Genomic DNA, 17052 nt, shown 5'->3' on the forward strand with positions numbered 1-17052 from the left:
ACAAAAACGTCGCGCATCCATGCGCGCCGCCCTGCGGGTTGTATCTGCCGGCCTTGCCGCTGCGGTATGGGGCCCCGGAAAGCGCAAGCGAAGCAAGGCAGTCAAAGCTAAAGCAAAGCAAGGCAAGGCAAGGCAAGGCGGAGCTAGGGGAAACAAAGCGAAGCTAGGCAGATCAAAGCAAAGCAAAGCGCTGCACAGGTCAGCGCATCAAGGTGTGGCGATGTCATGCGGGAGCCGGCCGGTGCTGGGCAGGAGGCCGGCGCCGTGCCGGAAATGCGTAGATCGCGGACGCAGCAAAGCGTTCCCTTCTCCCATCGGGAGAAGGTGCCCGAAGGGCGGATGAGGGTGCGGTGTTGGTGGCAGCGCTAGTTCTCGCGGCCAAGTCGTCTGGCGGATGTGCCAGCGATTCGCAGGGCAATCTGCAATGCCGTCCACGGTGCGGCAACAAGGCGTGGGTATGCTCGTGGTTCCTCATGCGTGGAGCAGGTCGTGGATCCTTCTGTGCTCAGGTCGTTGCAGCAGCTCGATGCGGCGCATCATCTGCATCCGTTCAACGACAACGCGGTGCTGGCGGGCAAGGGCACGCGCATTCTGACGCGCGGTGAGGGCGTGTACGTGTGGGACGCCGATGGCAACAAGCTGCTGGATGCGTTCGGTGGGTTGTGGTGCGTCAATGTGGGTTATGGACGCACCGAGCTGGCGCAGGCGGCGGCGCGGCAGATGGAGCAGCTGGCGTACTACAACAGTTTTTTCCAGTGCACCACCGAGCCCACCATCCACCTGGCCGCCAAGCTGGCCGAACTGACACCCGGCGATTTGAATCATGCGTTCTTCGCCAATTCCGGGTCGGAGGCCAACGACACCATCCTGCGCCTGGTGCGGCATTTCTGGGCGGTGCAGGGGCAGCCGCAGAAACACGTCTTCATCGGTCGCCACAATGGCTATCACGGCACCACCATGGCCGGTGCCAGCCTGGGTGGCATGCAGGGCATGCACAAGCAGGGTGGGTTGCCGATACCGGGCATCGTGCATATCGAGCCGCCCAATCATTTCGGCGATGGCGGGGACATGGCGCCGGACGAATACGGGCTGCTTGCCGCGCGCCGTCTGGAAGCGAGGATTCTCGAACTCGGGCCGGAAAACGTAGCGGCGTTCATCGGCGAACCCATCATGGGGGCGATCGGTGTCTATATCCCGCCGCACAGTTATTGGCCAGAAATCCAGCGCATCTGCCGGCACTACGACGTGCTGCTGGTGGCTGACGAGGTGATTTGCGGATTCGGGCGTACCGGGGAATGGTTCGGGGCGGATTACTTCGGCTTTCAGCCCGATGTGATGACGCTGGCCAAGGGCATCACCTCCGGCTACATCCCGCTGGCGGCGGCGATGTTCAGTGATCGCGTGGCCGGGGTGCTCAAGCAGCAGGGCGGCGAGCTGGCGCATGGCGGTACCTATGCCGGGCATCCGGTGTGCGCGGCGGTGGCGCTGGAGAATCTGCGTCTGCTGCAGGACGAAGGCATCGTGGATACAGCACGCACGCAGATTGCGCCGTATCTGGCGCAGCGCTGGGCCGAACTGGGTGCGCATCGGCTGGTCGGCGAGGCGCGGATCGCGGGCCTGGTCGGCGCGCTGGAGCTGGTGCCGGACAAGCGCCAGCGCGGCCGGTATTTCCCCGGGCGCGGGCGGGTCGGCGCGATGTGCCGCGACTTCGCGTTACGGCGCGGGCTGATCCTGCGCGCCACCTACGATGCAATGCTGCTGTCGCCGCCGTTGATCATCACCTGCGAGCAGGTCGACGAGCTGTTCGACAAGACCTGGGCGGCGTTGGACGACACCGCGCAGGCGTTGGGCAAGTAAGCGCGGCGGCAGGCTTCCGGCCGCAAAGCCGCGCAACCACAGCGCAGCAAGCGCCACCGCCGCAACCGACCTTCGCCAATCCCGACGCTTCAGCGCGTCAAACCGCGAACCCCGGTCCACGCACCTCCTGCTGTGCAAACCCGGACGCGGTGGGTAGGCTGGGCGCAGACCGGCCGCGATGCCGGGCCGCTCCCACCGCGCTGCCCTGGAGACCCACATGACGCTGCGACTGCTCGCCCTGACCCTGTCCATCACCCTGTTGTCCGGCTGTGGCGGCGGTGGCGCGCCGGGCAAGGCCGATGCGCAGGCCAAGGTGCTCAACGTCTACAACTACTCCGACTACATCGCCGAAGACACGATTCCCGCGTTCGAAAAAAGCACCGGTATCAAGGTCACCTACGACGTGTTCGACAGCGACGAGATGGTGGAAACCAAGTTGCTGGCCGGTGGCAGCGATTACGACGTGGTGGTGCCCACGCTCAACTTCTTCGGCCGGCAGATTCAGGCCGGTGTGTTCCTGCCGTTGGACAAGAGCAAGATCCCGAATCTGGTCAATCTGGATCCGGACGTCATGCGCCGCATCGCTGCGCAGGACCCGAACAACGCCTATGGCGTGCCGTACATGATCGGCACTACCGGCATCGGCTACAACGTCGACAAGCTCAAGGCGATCTTCGGCAGTACCGATGTCGCCAACAGCTGGGATCTGGTGTTCAAGCCGGAGAATCTGTCTAAGCTCAAGGACTGCGGCGTCACCATTCTGGACACGCCTTCGGACATGATCCCGATCGCGCTGAACTACCTGGGCCTGGATCCGCACAGCAGCGTGCCGGCCGAGATCGAGAAGGCTGCCGCGCTGATCAAGACCATCCGCCCATACGTGCAGAACTTCCACTCCAGCCAGTACGTCACCTCGCTGGCCAATGGCAATACCTGCCTGGCGGTGGGGTGGTCGGGCGACATCATCCAGGCGCGCGACCGTGCCAAGGAGGCCGGCAACAACGTCAACGTGGCCTACGCCATTCCGAAGGAAGGCGCGCCGCAATGGTTCGACATGCTGGCCATCCCCAAGGACGCCAAACATCCTGACAACGCCTACGCCTTCATCAATTACCTGTTGAAGCCGGAGGTAGCCGCGGCCAACAGCAACTTCATTCACTACGCCAACCCGGTGCGCACCGCCACGCCGCTGGTGGATGCGGCGATCCGCAACGATCCCACCATCTACCCGCCGCCGGAAGTGACTGCCAAGATGTTCACCTACGCGATCAACTCGCCGGACGTCGATCGCCTGTACACGCGGCTGTGGACCGAGATCAAGACCGGCCGCTGAGCCGGGGGCGTCAGACGCTGATGCGGCGCAGGCCGCCGCATCCTTATCAAACGCCAATCATTGGCTGAGACACTGCAAATCTGGTCGCGGCAGCGTGCAGCTGGCGCACCGGCATCGCGTCGCGAGCGCACGCTTGGGTGCGGCACGCGGCTGCCCAACACGCGCCAACCGAGCGGTACCGCGCGTCCGGCCAGCCTCAGCCCCAGCTGACTGGCCTCATCACGCAACCTGTACTGACGAGTTCAAATAATTGTATGGTTCCGCCGCTTTCGCCGTGCCGCTGATGCGGCATGCCGCTGCGCGCATCGCCCACGACCTACAGGACGCTTCCTTTGAGCAACCAAGCAGACCACCCGTCCAACGATGGCCGCAGCCAGCCCGCGGATGCGCAGGGCGCCGACGCGCATGACGACCAGGAGCAGAAGCCTTCGCCGTTGAAGAACCCCAAGGTCAAGTGGACGCTGATCCTGGTGGGCGTGCTGGTGCTGGTCTTGCTGGTGGTCTGGCTGGCCTATTACCTGATCAAGGGCCGCTACATGCAGGACACCAATAACGCCTATCTGCAGGCCGATTCGGTGGCGGTGGCGCCGCGCGTCAGCGGCTATGTGACCAAGGTGATGGCGGGCGACAACCAGATCGTGGACGCCGGCCAGCCGCTGCTGCAGATCGACGACCGCACTTACCAGGCAACCCTGCAGCAGGCAGAAGCCGCGATTGCAGCACGCCAGGCCGATATCGCTGCGGCCACCGCCAATGTCTCTGCGCAGGAATCGGCGCTGGTGCAGGCACGTACCCAGGTCACTGCTGCCGCTGCCAGCCTCACCTTCGCCCAGGCCGAAGTGAAGCGCTTCGCGCCGCTGGCGGCGTCCGGCGCCGACACCCACGAGCACCAGGAAAGCCTGCAGCACGAGCTGGCGCGCGCCCGCGCCCAATACGACGCCGCCCAGGCGCAGGCCAAAGGGGCGCAGAGCCAGATTCAGGCCAGCACGGCGCAACTGGAGCAGGCCCAGGCCGGAGTGAAGCAAGCCACCGCCGACGCCGATCAGGCCCGCATCGCGGTGGAAGACACGCGCCTGACCAGCCGGATCCACGGCCGTGTCGGCGACAAGACCGTGCAGGTGGGGCAGTTCCTGGCCGCCGGCACCCGCACCATGACCATCGTGCCGCAGGAATCGCTGTACCTGATCGCCAACTTCAAGGAAACCCAGGTCGGCCTGATGCGTCCTGGTCAGCCGGCCGAGATCGAGGTCGACGCGCTGTCCGGGGTGAAGCTGCACGGCAAGGTCGAAAGCCTGTCGCCCGGGACCGGCTCGCAGTTCGCGCTGTTGCCACCCGAAAACGCCACCGGCAACTTCACCAAGGTGGTGCAGCGCTTGCCCGTGCGCATCCGCGTGTTGGCCGGCGAAGAGGCGCGCAAGGTGCTGGTGCCAGGCATGTCGGTGGAAGTGACGGTGGACACGCGCTCGGCCAAGGACGCCAAGGAGCGTGCCGAAAAAGAATCCGACCGCGTGCAGGAGCAGGAGCGCGCGCAGTGAGTGCAGCGGCAGCCACCGGCCCGAGTGCCGGCGGCAGCGCGACTCGCGAGAAGGCCGAGCCGGGCGCCTGGCTGGCGGTGCTGGCCGGCACCATCGGCTCGTTCATGGCGACGCTGGATATCTCCATCGTCAACGCTGCGCTGCCCACCATCCAGGGCGAGGTCGGCGCCAGCGGCACCGAAGGCACCTGGATTTCCACCGCGTATCTGGTCGCCGAGATCATCATGATCCCGCTGACCGGCTGGTTCGTGCGCACCTTGGGGCTGCGCAACTTCCTGCTGATCTGCGCGGTGATGTTCACCGCGTTTTCGGTGGTGTGCGGGTTATCGACCTCGTTGACGATGATGATCATCGGCCGGGTCGGGCAGGGCCTGGCCGGCGGTGCGCTGATTCCCACCGCGCTGACCATCGTTGCGACCCGGCTGCCGCCCAGCCAGCAGACCATGGGCACCGCCTTGTTCGGCATGACCGTGATCATGGGCCCGGTGATCGGCCCGCTGCTCGGTGGCTGGCTGACCGAAAACGTCAGCTGGCACTACGCGTTTTTCATCAACGTGCCGATCTGCGTCGGCCTGGTGGCGTTGCTGCTGCTGGGGCTCAAGCATGAAAAGGCCGATTGGGCGGGCCTGCTCAATGCCGATTGGCTGGGCATCTACGGCCTGACTGCGGGCCTGGGCGGGCTCACCGTAGTGCTTGAAGAAGGCCAGCGCGAACGCTGGTTCGAATCCAGCGAAATCAACACGCTGAGCCTGATCGCCTTGAGCGGATTCATTGCCCTGGTGGTCGGCCAGTTCCGCAAGCGCGCGCCGGTGATCCGTCTATCGCTGCTGCTGCATCGCAGTTTCGGTGCGGTGTTCATCATGATCATGGCAGTGGGCATGATCCTGTTCGGCGTGATGTACATGATTCCGCAGTTTCTGGCGGTGATCTCCGGCTACAACACCGAGCAGGCTGGTTACGTGCTGCTGCTGTCCGGCCTGCCCACCGTGCTGCTGATGCCGATGATGCCCAAGCTGCTGGACATCGTGGACGTGCGCATCCTGGTGATCGCCGGGCTGATCTGTTTTGCCGCGGCGTGTTTCGTCAACCTGTCGCTGACCGCCGACACCGTCGGCACGCATTTCGTTGCCGGGCAGTTGCTGCAAGGCTGCGGGTTGGCACTGGCGATGATGTCGCTCAATCAGGCGGCCATCTCTTCGGTGCCGCCGGAGCTGGCCGGCGATGCATCGGGCCTGTTCAATGCCGGCCGCAACCTGGGCGGCTCGGTCGGGTTGGCGCTGATCTCCACCTTCCAGGAGCGCCGCATGACCTTCCACACCGAAACCATCGGTAGCGCGATCACCGCCAATGCGACGCGCGCGCAGGACTTTCTGGCTGGCCTGAGCGCGCAGATGCAGGGCAGCGCCGGTGGCGAGGCGGCCATCCGCTCGATCGCGCAGTTGGCGCGACTGGTGCAACAGCAGGCGCTGGTGATGACCTACAGCGATCTGTTCTGGATCTTCGGCGTGATCGTGGTCTGCACGATCCCGCTGGCTTTTTTGCTCAAACCGTTACCCAAGGGGGCGCACCTTGCAATGCACTGATTCCCTGCGCCCGATGCGCATGCCACTGGCGGCGGCGCTGAGCGCCGTGTTGCTTGGCGGCTGCATGCTCGGCCCTAACTACACCAAGGCACCGCCGGTGGCCGATGCGGCCATGCAGGCGCCCGCGCTGCATCGCGCCAGCGGCGCGCAGGTGGTTGCCGCCGCGCCGCTGAACCACTGGTGGGAGCAATTGAACGACCCGCAGCTCACCCAGCTGGTGACCCGGGCGTTGGCCGACAGCCCCAACCTGCGCGCAGCCCAAGCGCGTCTGCGCGCCAACCGCGCACTGGCCCGGCAACGCCGCGCCGAGCGTTTGCCCAAGCTCAATGCCAGTGCGATCTACGCCTATGCCGAGCCGCCGCAGACCATTGTGGACACGCTGGGCGGGCTGCAGGAGGGCCAGCCCGGTCAACAGCCCGCTGCAGGCGATCAGGCACTGGATCTGGACAAGACCCAGATCTACAGCGCCGGTTTCGATGCCAGTTGGGAGCTGGATTTTTTCGGCCGTCGCCGTCGCGCCGCCGAGGGCGCGCTGGCGCAAGCGCAGGCCTCCGAAGCCGAGCTGGCCGATGCGCAGGTGCAGCTCGCCGCCGAAGTGGGGCAGGTGTATCTCAACTATCGCGGGCTGCAGGCACGGCTGGCCATTGCCGATGCCAATCTGGAGAAGATCGGCCAATCGCTGGCATTGACCCGTCAACGCCGCGAGCGCGGTGCGTCCTCTGACCTGCAGGTTGAGCAGATCGCTACCCAGGTGCAGCAGCAGCAAGCGCAGCGTCTGCCGCTGGAAATGCAGTTGCAGGAAGCGCTGGACCAGCTCGCGCTGATGGTCGGACGCGAGCCCGGCGCGTTGGACGCGCAACTGGCGGCGGTGCAGCCACTGCCGATGTTGCCCACCGACGTGCGCGTGGACGATGCCGGCGCGTTGATCCGTCGTCGCCCCGACGTGCGCAAGGCCGAGCGCGAGCTGGCCGCGTCCAGCGCGCAGATCGGCGAGGCGTTGAATGGTTACTTCCCGCAGGTGACCCTGCTGGGTGGGCTGAGTTGGGTGGCCGGTTCGCCCAGCGACTTCAACTCCGATGCGCTGACCACCCTGGCGGTGCCGATGCTGCGCTGGTCGATCTTCGATTTCGGCAAGACCCGTGCGCAGGTGGAACAGGCGCGTGCCGGCAATGCCGGCCGCGAGGCGGCTTATGAGGGCGCGGTGCTGGCGGCGTTGCAGGATGCCAACTCTGCGTTGTCGCGCTTCGGTTCTGCGCGCAAGCAGCTAGTGGTCGCGCGCCAGGCCGAAGCCTCGGCCACGCGCTCGGCCGGACTGATGCAGCAACGCCGCGATGCCGGCGCAACCTCGTCGATCGATCTGCTCGACGTGCAACGCCAGCAGTTGTCCGCACAGGACGCCGCCGCGCAAGCGCAGGTGCAGCTATTGGTCAACTACGTCGCGCTGCAAAAAAGTCTGGGTCTGGGCTGGAGCGAGGCGCCGCAGGAGACGCGTTGACTGTCGTCGATGCCTGATGGTGCCTTCAAGTAGGCATGCCTGCGCTGCCAATTCCATTGCCATTGCCGCGCGTCGGTGATGGTTGCGCATGCGGTCTGCATCGGGAGTATTGGTGGCACGGACGTCATCGGGTTGATGGGGTTTGCACAAGCCCCGTCAGTGAGTGTGGAAACCTGCGCTTTGCTGGACTTAAACACGCAGCGACGAGGACGGCTTGCATACCGATTTACGCATCGTCTTACACGTTTGGACGGCGTGCGTTTTGCATCCGGATATCCGGTTGATCAGACCAACTTGGAGCGGCTAACACAACGGAGCCAGCAATCGTCAGGTGGGTGCGGACGGCCCGGAGGAACCGGAATGTACGAGTGGTAGATGCCGCAACGAGCACCGAGCACCGAGCACCGGCCGCCTGGCGTTGAGCACAGTTGTTTTGTTAGCTGCTCGTCTAGCATTGGTCCCGCTTGATTGGCTGGTATTGCCCGGCGATGTCTTCTCCAATCGAAACAAGTCACCACTGATGCAGTCACCGACACTTGCCGCAATGCCGCTTGATCGTCACTCTCAACCGCAGACGCGCAGACGCGCAGACGCGCAGACGCGCAGACCCGCACGCGCCCGACAGCCGATACATGCTTTTGCCATCATGGCGCGCAGGCTCTACCCCCGGCGCCTGCGTTTGCCGTCATCGAGAGGAACCATGTCACTGACCGACGCCTTGCCGCCCCTGTCCACCCCTGCGGATGCCGGCTACCTGTCCATCAGCGAGGTCCGTAAGGAATTCGATGGCTTTGTCGCGGTCGACGATGTCAGCCTGCAGATCCGCAAGGGCGAAATCTTTGCGCTGCTGGGCGGGTCGGGCAGCGGCAAATCCACCTTGCTGCGTTGTCTGGCCGGCTTCGAGCGACCCACCAAGGGGCGCATCACACTCGATGGCCAGCCGATCGACGCGCTGCCGCCGTACGAGCGCCCGATCAACATGATGTTCCAGTCCTACGCGCTGTTTCCGCATATGAGCGTGGAGCAGAACATCGCCTTCGGGCTGAAACAGGAGGGCTTGTCGAAGGCCGCTATCGCCACCCGCGTCGGCGAGATGCTGGAGCTGGTGCAGCTGGGCGCGTTGGCCAGGCGCAAGCCGCATCAGCTCTCCGGCGGCCAGCAGCAGCGTGTCGCGCTGGCGCGCTCGCTGGCCAAGCGACCCAAGCTGCTGCTGCTGGACGAACCGATGGGCGCGCTGGACAAAAAACTGCGCTCGCAGATGCAGCTGGAACTGGTCAACATCATCGAAACCTCCGGGGTCACCTGCGTGATGGTCACCCACGATCAGGAGGAGGCGATGACCATGGCCACGCGCATCGCGCTGATGGATCAGGGCTGGATCCAGCAGGTCGGCACGCCCGATGAAATCTACGAACAACCGGCCAACCGTTTCGCCGCCGAATTCATCGGCTCGGTCAATCTGATCGATGCCGTCATCGCCGAAGACGCGCCCGATTACGTCACGCTGAAGACGCCGGCGTTCGACGCCCCTATCCGTATCGGCCACGGCATCACCGGCTTCGAAGGCCAAGCAGTGGCGTTTGCGCTGCGTCCGGAAAAACTCGCCATCGGCAAGGACGAACCCACGCAGGCCTGCAACAAGGCGCAGGGGGTGATCGAAGACATCGCCTATTTCGGCAGCCATTCGGTCTACCACGTGCGGCTGCCCAGCGGGGTCAAGCTGATGGCCAACTTTGCCAATCGCCAGCGCTGGGCCAGCGAAGCGCTGACCTGGGGCGATGCGGTGTGGGTGGGCTGGGGCGAGGACGACGGCGTGGTGCTTACCGCATGAGGCCGCGTCTTTTCCGTCGCGGCTTGCCGGGTGCACGTTGGGGCGTGATCGCTGCACCGTACCTGTGGTTGCTGGTGTTCTTCGCGATCCCGTTCCTGATCGTGCTGAAGATTTCGTTTGCCGAGCGCGCCATCGCGATGCCGCCATACACGCCGCTGTTCGCATCTGCGGCCGATGGCGCCGTCAGCGTCAGGCTGCATCTGGGCAATTATCTGGCGCTGCTGCGTGACAGCCAGTACGTGGCCGCGTACCTGAGTTCGATCAAGATCGCGGCGATCTCCACCGCACTGGCGTTGTTGATCGGCTACCCGATGGCGTATGTGATCGCACGCTTGCCGTCGGCTACCCGCAACGTGGCGATGATGCTGGTGGTGCTGCCATCGTGGACCTCGTTCTTGATTCGGGTTTACGCGTGGATCGGCATTCTCGACGGCAACGGCCTGCTCAATCAGGCGCTGCTGGCGCTGGGCGTGATCAAGCAGCCATTGCAGTTGCTGTACACGCCCGTCGCCGCCTACATCGGCATCGTCTACTGCTATCTGCCCTTCATGGTGTTGCCGCTGTACGCCAATCTGGTCAAGCACGACAACCGCTTGCTGGAAGCGGCCTACGATCTGGGCGCGCGTCCGTGGCAAGCGTTTGTGCGCATCACCTTGCCGCTGTCGCGTAACGGCATCGTGGCCGGCTGCATGCTGGTGATGATCCCGGCGGTGGGCGAGTTTGTGATTCCGGAAATGCTGGGCGGCCCCAACACCTTGATGATCGGCCGCGTGTTGTGGGGCGAGTTCTTCAATAATCGCGATTGGCCAGTGGCCGCTGCCGTGGCCACGGTCATGCTGGTGTTGTTGCTGGTGCCAATCGTGATCTTCCACCGTTACCAGCAGCGCGAGCTGGAAGGGCGGCTGACATGATGCGCGCCTCGCGCGGTGGGCGCGTGCTCGGCGGCAGTGTGCTCGCGTTGGGGTTCGGGTTTTTGTATCTGCCGATCCTGTTGCTGATGGTGTACTCGTTCAACGCCTCGCGTCTGGCCACGGTGTGGGGCGGGTTTTCGACGCGCTGGTATGGCGAGTTGCTGCGCGACCGGCAATTGCTGGAGGCAGCCTGGGTCAGTCTGGAAGTTGCGTTCTGGACCGCCTGCGCGTCGATGGTGCTGGGCACGATGGCCGCGATGGCGATGGTGCGCATGCGGCGGTTTCCCGGCAAAACGCTGTTCGGCGCGCTGATCACCGCACCGCTGGTGATGCCGGAGGTGATCATCGGCTTGTCGATCCTGCTGTTGCTGGTCTCGATGGGCGGCGTGCTCGGCATCGCACCGCGCGGGGCAGTGGCGATCTGGGTCGCGCATGTCACCTTCACCGTGTCGTTTGTCACCGTGGTGATTTCCTCGCGCCTGCAGGAGCTGGACCGCTCGCTGGAAGAAGCCGCGATGGATCTGGGGGCCACGCCGCTGAAGGTGTTCTTCCTGATCACCTTGCCGATCATCGCCCCGGCACTCGCATCGGGGTGGCTGCTCGCCTTTACCCTGTCGCTGGACGATGTAGTGATTGCCAGCTTCCTGGCCGGGCCGAGTTCGACCACCCTGCCGATCAAGGTGTTCGCATCGGTGCGGCTGGGCATCAGCCCCAAGATCAACGCACTGGCCACAGTGATGGTGCTGGCGGTGTCGGTCGCCGCAGTGATCGGTTGGTGGCTGCTGGCACGCAGCGAAAAACGCCGTCTGCGCGATCAGCAACTGGCGCTGCAAGCGGCTCCCTGAGCAGGGGCTCGCATTGGTGTGGCCAATGAACTGCAGCAAGCGGCCACCAGACAGGTGCGAACGCTCAAGCCACCGACGTGGACGACGGCTGCGACTACTATTACGACGGCCGCCGGACGCTGGGAACACCAGTGGGAGCGGCGGCGGCTACCTGGCCGGAGGCGTGTACCCGTTGTCCCAGGGCTGCGGCTTGGTCAGGTAGCACTGATACTCGGCCCTGATGTCGTAGCCGTGTTGCTCGACTCTAGGTTGTTCATCGGCGCGGTCCTTGCGGTTGTCCTTGCCGTCGTCCTTGGACTTTCGCTTATCGGGAAAGATCGTGACCATGTTCGGTGACGATTGCGCGGTGATCAGTTGGCGGATGGCAGTGTCCGAGCACGCATGCAGTGCCTCGTCCTCGCAGGGTTGCGCGGGATCGGGCATCAGGCTGTTGCAGCGTACGGTGACAAACCCGGCCGGTCCGGGCCGCGGGCCACGCAAGAGGTCCTGGACGACGGCACATCCCGGCAGGCATGCACTGGTGCCAAGTACAACGAGAGCAATGAGATTCCGGCGCATCGTGGTGGTCTTCCATGGATGGATGAATCTGCCGCCGCGCAATGCTAGAGCAATGCGCGGTTGGACCGTCTGAACAGGGCAAGGCTGCTTTCGTTACCTCGTCTGGGGGCGTTATCCCAGCGGTCATTGATCAGAGAGTTGTGCGATGAATGTGCGGCATTGCGTCGCGGTGCGGGTAAACACAGCGTTGCAGCAATTTGCAGTGGTTGTGACGCGGCTGCAACTTCCCGGCGACTAGCATTGGGCGTCTTGCAACTGGAGACCGTCATGTCCTACGACACCGTCAACCCTGCCAACGGCCAGGTCGAACATACCCAGCAGACGCTGGACGCCGCCGCCATCGAGGCGCGCTTGGCCGCTTCCGCCAAGGCGTTTCCGCAGTGGGCAGCATTGCCCTTGGCCGAACGCGGCGCCTTGCTGCGCCGGGTCGGCGAAGAGTTGACCAAACGGCGCGACGACCTGCAGCGCATCATGACCGCCGAGATGGGCAAGCTGCGCCGCGAAGCGCTGGCCGAGGTCGACAAGTGCGCGCAGGCCTGCGCGTATTACGCCGACCATGCTGCCGAATACCTGGCGCCACGCGAGATTCCAACCGAGGCGCAGTCCAGCTATGTGCGCTATGAACCGCTGGGCTGCGTGTTTGCGGTGATGCCGTGGAATTTCCCGCTGTGGCAGGCGTTTCGCTTTCTCGCGCCAGGCCTGATGGCCGGCAATGTGGCCTTGCTCAAGCACGCCAGCAACGTGCCGCGTTGCGCCGATGCGATGAAGGACGTGCTCGATGCTGCCGGCATTCCGCCGGGCGTTTTCGACGTGCTGCATATTGACAACGACCAGGCCGCCGATGTGCTGCGCGATGACCGCATTGTTGCAGTGACGTTGACCGGCAGCGAACATGCCGGCCGCTCGCTGGCCGCCAATGCCGGCGACCAGCTGAAGAAATGCGTGATGGAGTTGGGCGGCAGCGACGCCTTCGTGGTGCTGGAAGACGCCGATCTTGAGCACACCGTGCAATCGGCGGTGCAGTCGCGCTTCGACAATAGCGGGCAGACCTGCATTGCCGCCAAGCGCTTCATCGTGGTCGATGCCATCGCCGACCAGTTTATCGAACGCTTCGTCGCGGCCGCCGCCGAGCGCGTGGTCGGCGACCCGCAGCAGGAAAGCACCACGCTCGCACCGATGGCACGCGCCGATTTGCGCGACGAATTGCACAAGCAGGTGCAGACCAGCGTGGCGAAGGGCGCGAAGGTATTGCTGGGCGGCGCACCGGTGCCGGGCTCGCATGCCGGCTACCCGGCCACGATCCTCGACCAGGTCGCCCCCGGCATGCCGGCGTACGACGAAGAATTCTTCGGGCCGGTGGCCTCGATCATTCGTGTGGCCGACGAAGCCGAAGCGGTACGTGTGGCCAACGACACCACCTTCGGCCTGGGCGGCAGTGTGTGGACCGCAGACGCCAAGCGCGGCGAGCGCGTCGCGCAGCAATTGCAGTGCGGTGCCGCCTTCGTCAATTCGGTGGTCAAGAGCGATGTGCGGCTGCCATTCGGTGGCATCAAGCGCTCAGGATTTGGCCGCGAACTCGCCGATCACGGCATCCACGAGTTCATGAATATCAAGACGATCTATGTGGCTTGAGTGCCGGGAGTGGGGATTCGGGAGTAGGGATTCGTCAAGCAACGGCGCTTCCTTCTCCCATCGGGAGAAGGTGCCCCAAGGGCGGATGAGGGTACGCATCAGCTGGTCGTTGGCTAGCGCGCGCCAACAGAAACCACCAGCCTTCAAACAGGATTGATCGAACGATCAAACGCAACAGCGCTCAAACTCAACCATCACTCAAGCTCGATCAGCAACCAGCCAACCCGCTCCAACCAATCCCGAATCGCCACTCCCCAATCCCGGCCGCAAAGCGGCCTACAGCCACCGCGCGCGCTTGAACAGGCGATACAGCACCAGGCACGAGGCCACCACACCGCCCACCAGCAAGGGGTAAGCGTAGGATTTGTCGAGTTCGGGCATGTGGGTGAAGTTCATGCCGTACCAGCTGGTGATCAGGGTCGGTGCGGCGAGCAGGGCGGCCCAGGCGCCCAGGCGCTTGACGGTTTCGCCCTGTGCCAGCGTCACCATCGACAGGTTGACGCTCAAGGCGGTGCCCAGCATCTCGCGCAAGGTGTCGATGGCGTCGTTGATGCGCACGGCGTGATCGAGCACGTCGCGCAGGTAGATGCCGACCTCGTCATGGATCAACGCGCCCGGATTGCGCTTGAGGTGCGAGAGCACGTCCTGTAACGGGGCGACCACCAGACGCATCTTGTTGAGTTCGCGCTTGAGCTCATACAGGCGCACCACGGTTTCGCGCTTGTAATTGTCGGCAAAGATGTCTTTTTCCAGGCCTTCCAGCGTGTCGCGAAACTCGTCCATGATCGGCAGATAGTTGTCGACCACAAAGTCCAGCACGCCATACAGACAGAACGACGCGCCCTTGCGCAGCATCGCCGGCTCGCGTTCCACCCGATGGCGGACCGGCGTGTAGGAGAGCGACGCGCCGTGGCGCACGGTCAGCAGAAAACGTGCGCCGAGGAACGCATGCGTCTCACCATAGCGGATGCGTTCGTTGACCAGTTGCGCGGTATTGACCACCACAAACAACGAATTGCCGTAGCTCTCGGCCTTGGGGCGTTGGTGCGCCTTGAGCGCGTCCTCGATAGCCAGATCGTGCAAGCCGAACTCGTCCCGCAACTTGTGCAGCACCGATTCCTGCGGCTCGTACAAGCCGACCCAGACGAAGCCATCCGGGCGCTCCAGCACATCGCTGATCTGCTCCAGGCTGATGTCGTGCCGCTTGCCGTCACCGTCGTAGTACGCGCAGGTGATGACGCAGGACGGGTTGTCCGGATGGCGACCGTGGTTGTTCATGCGCGCATCCTGGATCAGCGCTGACGCAGCGGCAAGTCGCGCGGTTGCAGAGCGATCGCGAGCGCGGCGTGGACCGGCAACAGCAGCATCACCCATTGCAGGCTGTATTGCGCCTGGAACGAGAGCCAGTGAATCACCATGGCCAGCAAGGCCCCTGCGGCCACCACCCAGCGCAGTCCATCGAACCAGCGTCCGGGCCGGCGACCACGCAGCAACTGTATGCCGCCGATCAACAGCAGCACGCACAGCGGATTGACCAGCAGCAGATTACGGTTGGCCCAGGCGGACTGGTGCGCGGTAAAGCCCCACAGGTACACCAGCAGGCCGCCGCCGATGGCGCACAACAACCAAAACGGCAGCGCAAGGCCGGCCAGTAAGCGCGGTTTGCGACGCAGTGCCAGCACGCCGGCTGCAAGCGCCAGCCCGACCAGCAACCACGGCCACCAATGGCGCTGCTGGTCGGCAGGTTCCGGGGCGATGCGGTGCGGCAGCAGTATCTGCGTGGCTTGCACCAGCGGACGGCCGGCGCTGTTGTGTACCTGGGTCAGGCTGTCGGCCAGCCGCATCGGCACGAACGCTTCTTCCCAGCGCGACAGCGAGCGGTCTGCGTACGGCCCCAGCCCCAGGTCGAAGCCCAGCCACATCCACGGGGCAGGGGAGGCCAGGCGCACCGCTTCGCTGCGAAAGGTATTGCCGCGCGAGCGGCCAGCCAGCTGCGATTTCAAACCGCCGCCCATGGCACGGTCCAGGGTGTCGCGCACCATGGTGGCGCAGTTGGCTTCGAAATAATCGTAGTGATAGCGCGCGTTTTCCGGCCGGCTGCGGACCGCCAGGCCATCGGCAAGCGCGCGCGCCTGCTCGGGCGGCAGATCCAACCACTGCACGCTGACGCCGCGGCCAACGTCGCGGTACTGCGACAGGTCTTCTTCCAGTGGCAACGCCACCAGGTAGTACATCATTTCGCCGCGGGTGAAGCGCGGCACGAAGTCCGGCTCGCTCGGGTCGAAGAAGCCGAAGTTGTACGAGGTTGCCCGCTGGGTGAGCGGGTCGACCACCACGATGGCGTCATGCCCGAAGCGCTCGAAGAACACTTCGCCCGGCTGCATGGTGACCACGCCGACGCGCGGTGGCGGTGTGCTAACCGAGGCAGCAGCCTGCGTACCCTGGGCCGACGCAAGCGGCGCAACCAGCAGCGTCAGCAGGAGCAGCGCCCAGGACGCGACCCATTGCCAGCCACCACGGCCGCATCGCACCGTGGCGTGACGGCGCGCGAGGTTCAAGCGTCGTCCTGCGGGTCGGGCGGCAGGATGGTGACGTGGAAGGCGTGCACACGGCGCGTGTCGGCCTTGGCCACGCGAAACGCAAACCTGCCCAAGGTCAACTCTTCGCCGGTCTCCGGCAGGTGCCCGATCGCATCGGTGACCAAGCCGCCCACGGTGTCGTACTCGTCATCCGGGAATTCGGCGCCGAAGCGTTCGTTGAAGTCCTCGATCGGCGTCAGCGCATCGACCACGTAGCGGCCATCTGCCTGGATCGCGATCAGCGAATTCTCTTCTTCGGCATCGTCGTGCTCGTCGTCGATCTGGCCAACGATCTGCTCCAGCACGTCTTCGATGGTGACCACGCCGGCGACTCCGCCGTACTCGTCCACCACAATCGCCATGTGGTTGCGCGACAGGCGGAATTCCTTGAGCAGCACGTTGAGCTTCTTGGACTCGGGGATCAGCACCGCCGGGCGCAGCAGCTCGCGCACATTGCCGGGCCCGTTATCGGCGACCACGCCGCGCAACAGGTCCTTGGCCAGCAGGATGCCGAGCACTTCGTCCTTGTTTTCGCCATGCACAGGGAAGCGCGAATGGCCGGATTCGACCACCTGCTTCATCAGGTCGATGAAGCGCGCTTCCACCGGCAGCGACACCATTTGCGAGCGCGAAATCATCACGTCGCCCACGGTGAGCTCGGACACGGAGATCGCGCCTTCCATCATGCGCAGGGTGTCTGCGGCGATGAGACCGTCTTGTTCGGCGGTCCGCAGCAAGGCGACCAGTTCGTCGCGGGTATGGGGTTCGCCAGAGAAGGCCGCGCTCAGGCGTTCGAGCCAGCTGCGGCGTTTTTCGGGGTTTTCTGAGGTGTGGCTACTGTCGTCTTCGGACATCATGACGGGGAAGGGCACCCGGCAGACCAGGCGATAGGG

13 protein-coding genes and 1 other RNA gene are annotated in these 17052 nt (G+C 64.6%); 9 read left to right on the forward strand and 5 right to left on the reverse strand.

Going from position 1 to position 17052, the window contains the following annotated elements; genetic code table 11:
• The first annotated feature begins 489 nt into the window (after positions 1-489).
• The 5 genes from ABQU90_RS20280 (at position 490) to ABQU90_RS20300 (ending at position 7803) form a co-directional block, all read left to right on the forward strand.
• Positions 490-1857 carry an aspartate aminotransferase family protein gene (locus ABQU90_RS20280; protein ID WP_323522634.1) on the forward strand — a complete coding sequence of 456 codons (1368 nt, stop codon included), beginning with the start codon at positions 490-492 and terminating at the stop codon, positions 1855-1857.
• A 217-nt stretch (positions 1858-2074) separates the two neighbouring features.
• Positions 2075-3190 carry a polyamine ABC transporter substrate-binding protein gene (locus ABQU90_RS20285; protein ID WP_115527967.1) on the forward strand — a complete coding sequence of 372 codons (1116 nt, stop codon included), beginning with the start codon at positions 2075-2077 and terminating at the stop codon, positions 3188-3190.
• A gap of 332 nt (positions 3191-3522) precedes the next feature.
• Positions 3523-4725 (forward strand): HlyD family secretion protein, encoded by a 1203-nt coding sequence (locus tag ABQU90_RS20290; protein WP_323522635.1) that lies wholly within the window; start codon positions 3523-3525, stop codon positions 4723-4725.
• A complete protein-coding gene (locus ABQU90_RS20295) occupies positions 4722-6308 on the forward strand; it encodes an MDR family MFS transporter (RefSeq protein WP_055851832.1) in 1587 nt (528 codons plus the stop codon). Before ABQU90_RS20290 ends, ABQU90_RS20295 begins: the two co-directional genes overlap by 4 nt.
• A 4-nt stretch (positions 6309-6312) precedes the next feature.
• The gene (locus ABQU90_RS20300) at positions 6313-7803 is read left to right on the forward strand and encodes an efflux transporter outer membrane subunit (RefSeq protein ID WP_323522765.1); all 1491 of its coding nucleotides are present in this window, start codon (positions 6313-6315) and stop codon (positions 7801-7803) included.
• A gap of 301 nt (positions 7804-8104) precedes the next feature.
• Here the strand turns inward: ABQU90_RS20300 and ABQU90_RS20305 are convergent.
• Positions 8105-8180: non-coding RNA, sX9 sRNA (locus tag ABQU90_RS20305), on the reverse strand.
• Between the two features lie 323 nt (positions 8181-8503).
• Here ABQU90_RS20305 and ABQU90_RS20310 point away from each other — a divergent pair.
• From ABQU90_RS20310 to ABQU90_RS20320, 3 genes are read left to right on the forward strand one after another with little or no spacing between them, the layout of a single operon-like run.
• Entirely contained in the window at positions 8504-9634 is a 1131-nt protein-coding gene (locus ABQU90_RS20310) for an ABC transporter ATP-binding protein (protein WP_311238636.1), read from the forward strand.
• On the forward strand, positions 9631-10545 hold the full coding sequence (locus ABQU90_RS20315; protein WP_323522636.1) for an ABC transporter permease subunit: 915 nt from the start codon (positions 9631-9633) through the stop codon (positions 10543-10545). Before ABQU90_RS20310 ends, ABQU90_RS20315 begins: the two co-directional genes overlap by 4 nt.
• The gene (locus ABQU90_RS20320; RefSeq protein WP_055851842.1) at positions 10542-11390 is read left to right on the forward strand and encodes an ABC transporter permease subunit; all 849 of its coding nucleotides are present in this window, start codon (positions 10542-10544) and stop codon (positions 11388-11390) included. The genes ABQU90_RS20315 and ABQU90_RS20320 overlap by 4 nt, the downstream gene beginning before the upstream one ends.
• Positions 11391-11537: 147 nt before the next feature.
• Here the strand turns inward: ABQU90_RS20320 and ABQU90_RS20325 are convergent, their stop codons facing one another.
• On the reverse strand, positions 11538-11813 hold the full coding sequence (locus ABQU90_RS20325; RefSeq protein ID WP_115514540.1) for a hypothetical protein: 276 nt from the start codon (positions 11811-11813) through the stop codon (positions 11538-11540).
• Positions 11814-12215: 402 nt separating this feature from the next.
• On the opposite strand from ABQU90_RS20325, the gene ABQU90_RS20330 reads away from it, so the two are divergent.
• The gene (locus ABQU90_RS20330; protein WP_323522638.1) at positions 12216-13580 is read left to right on the forward strand and encodes an NAD-dependent succinate-semialdehyde dehydrogenase; all 1365 of its coding nucleotides are present in this window, start codon (positions 12216-12218) and stop codon (positions 13578-13580) included.
• A gap of 276 nt (positions 13581-13856) precedes the next feature.
• On the opposite strand, the gene ABQU90_RS20335 is transcribed toward ABQU90_RS20330, so the two are convergent.
• From ABQU90_RS20335 to ABQU90_RS20345, 3 genes are read right to left on the reverse strand one after another with little or no spacing between them, the layout of a single operon-like run.
• Complete coding sequence (locus ABQU90_RS20335; RefSeq protein ID WP_055851850.1) at positions 13857-14858, reverse strand: magnesium and cobalt transport protein CorA; 1002 nt, start codon at positions 14856-14858, stop codon at positions 13857-13859.
• A 14-nt stretch (positions 14859-14872) separates the two neighbouring features.
• A complete protein-coding gene (locus tag ABQU90_RS20340) occupies positions 14873-16138 on the reverse strand; it encodes a lipoprotein N-acyltransferase Lnb domain-containing protein (protein ID WP_323522639.1) in 1266 nt (421 codons plus the stop codon).
• Positions 16135-17013, reverse strand: coding sequence for a CorC family transporter (locus tag ABQU90_RS20345; protein ID WP_055852298.1), 879 nt, complete (start codon positions 17011-17013; stop codon positions 16135-16137). The genes ABQU90_RS20340 and ABQU90_RS20345 overlap by 4 nt, the downstream gene beginning before the upstream one ends.
• Between the last annotated feature and the right edge of the window lie 39 nt (positions 17014-17052).

The organism is Xanthomonas sp. WHRI 10207, from assembly GCF_040202975.1.
Lineage (GTDB): Bacteria > Pseudomonadota > Gammaproteobacteria > Xanthomonadales > Xanthomonadaceae > Xanthomonas.

Excerpts from the sequence above, each read along its gene's own strand:
- ABQU90_RS20325 (WP_115514540.1), bottom strand. The coding sequence starts at position 11,813 with ATGCCCGATCCCGCGCAACCCTGCGAGGACGAGGCACTGCATGCGTGC.
- ABQU90_RS20285 (WP_115527967.1), top strand. The coding sequence starts at position 2,075 with ATGACGCTGCGACTGCTCGCCCTGACCCTGTCCATCACCCTGTTGTCC.
- ABQU90_RS20310 (WP_311238636.1), top strand. The coding sequence starts at position 8,504 with ATGTCACTGACCGACGCCTTGCCGCCCCTGTCCACCCCTGCGGATGCC.
- ABQU90_RS20345 (WP_055852298.1), bottom strand. The coding sequence starts at position 17,013 with ATGTCCGAAGACGACAGTAGCCACACCTCAGAAAACCCCGAAAAACGC.
- ABQU90_RS20320 (WP_055851842.1), top strand. The coding sequence starts at position 10,542 with ATGATGCGCGCCTCGCGCGGTGGGCGCGTGCTCGGCGGCAGTGTGCTC.
- ABQU90_RS20330 (WP_323522638.1), top strand. The coding sequence starts at position 12,216 with ATGTCCTACGACACCGTCAACCCTGCCAACGGCCAGGTCGAACATACC.
- ABQU90_RS20315 (WP_323522636.1), top strand. The coding sequence starts at position 9,631 with ATGAGGCCGCGTCTTTTCCGTCGCGGCTTGCCGGGTGCACGTTGGGGC.
- ABQU90_RS20335 (WP_055851850.1), bottom strand. The coding sequence starts at position 14,858 with ATGAACAACCACGGTCGCCATCCGGACAACCCGTCCTGCGTCATCACC.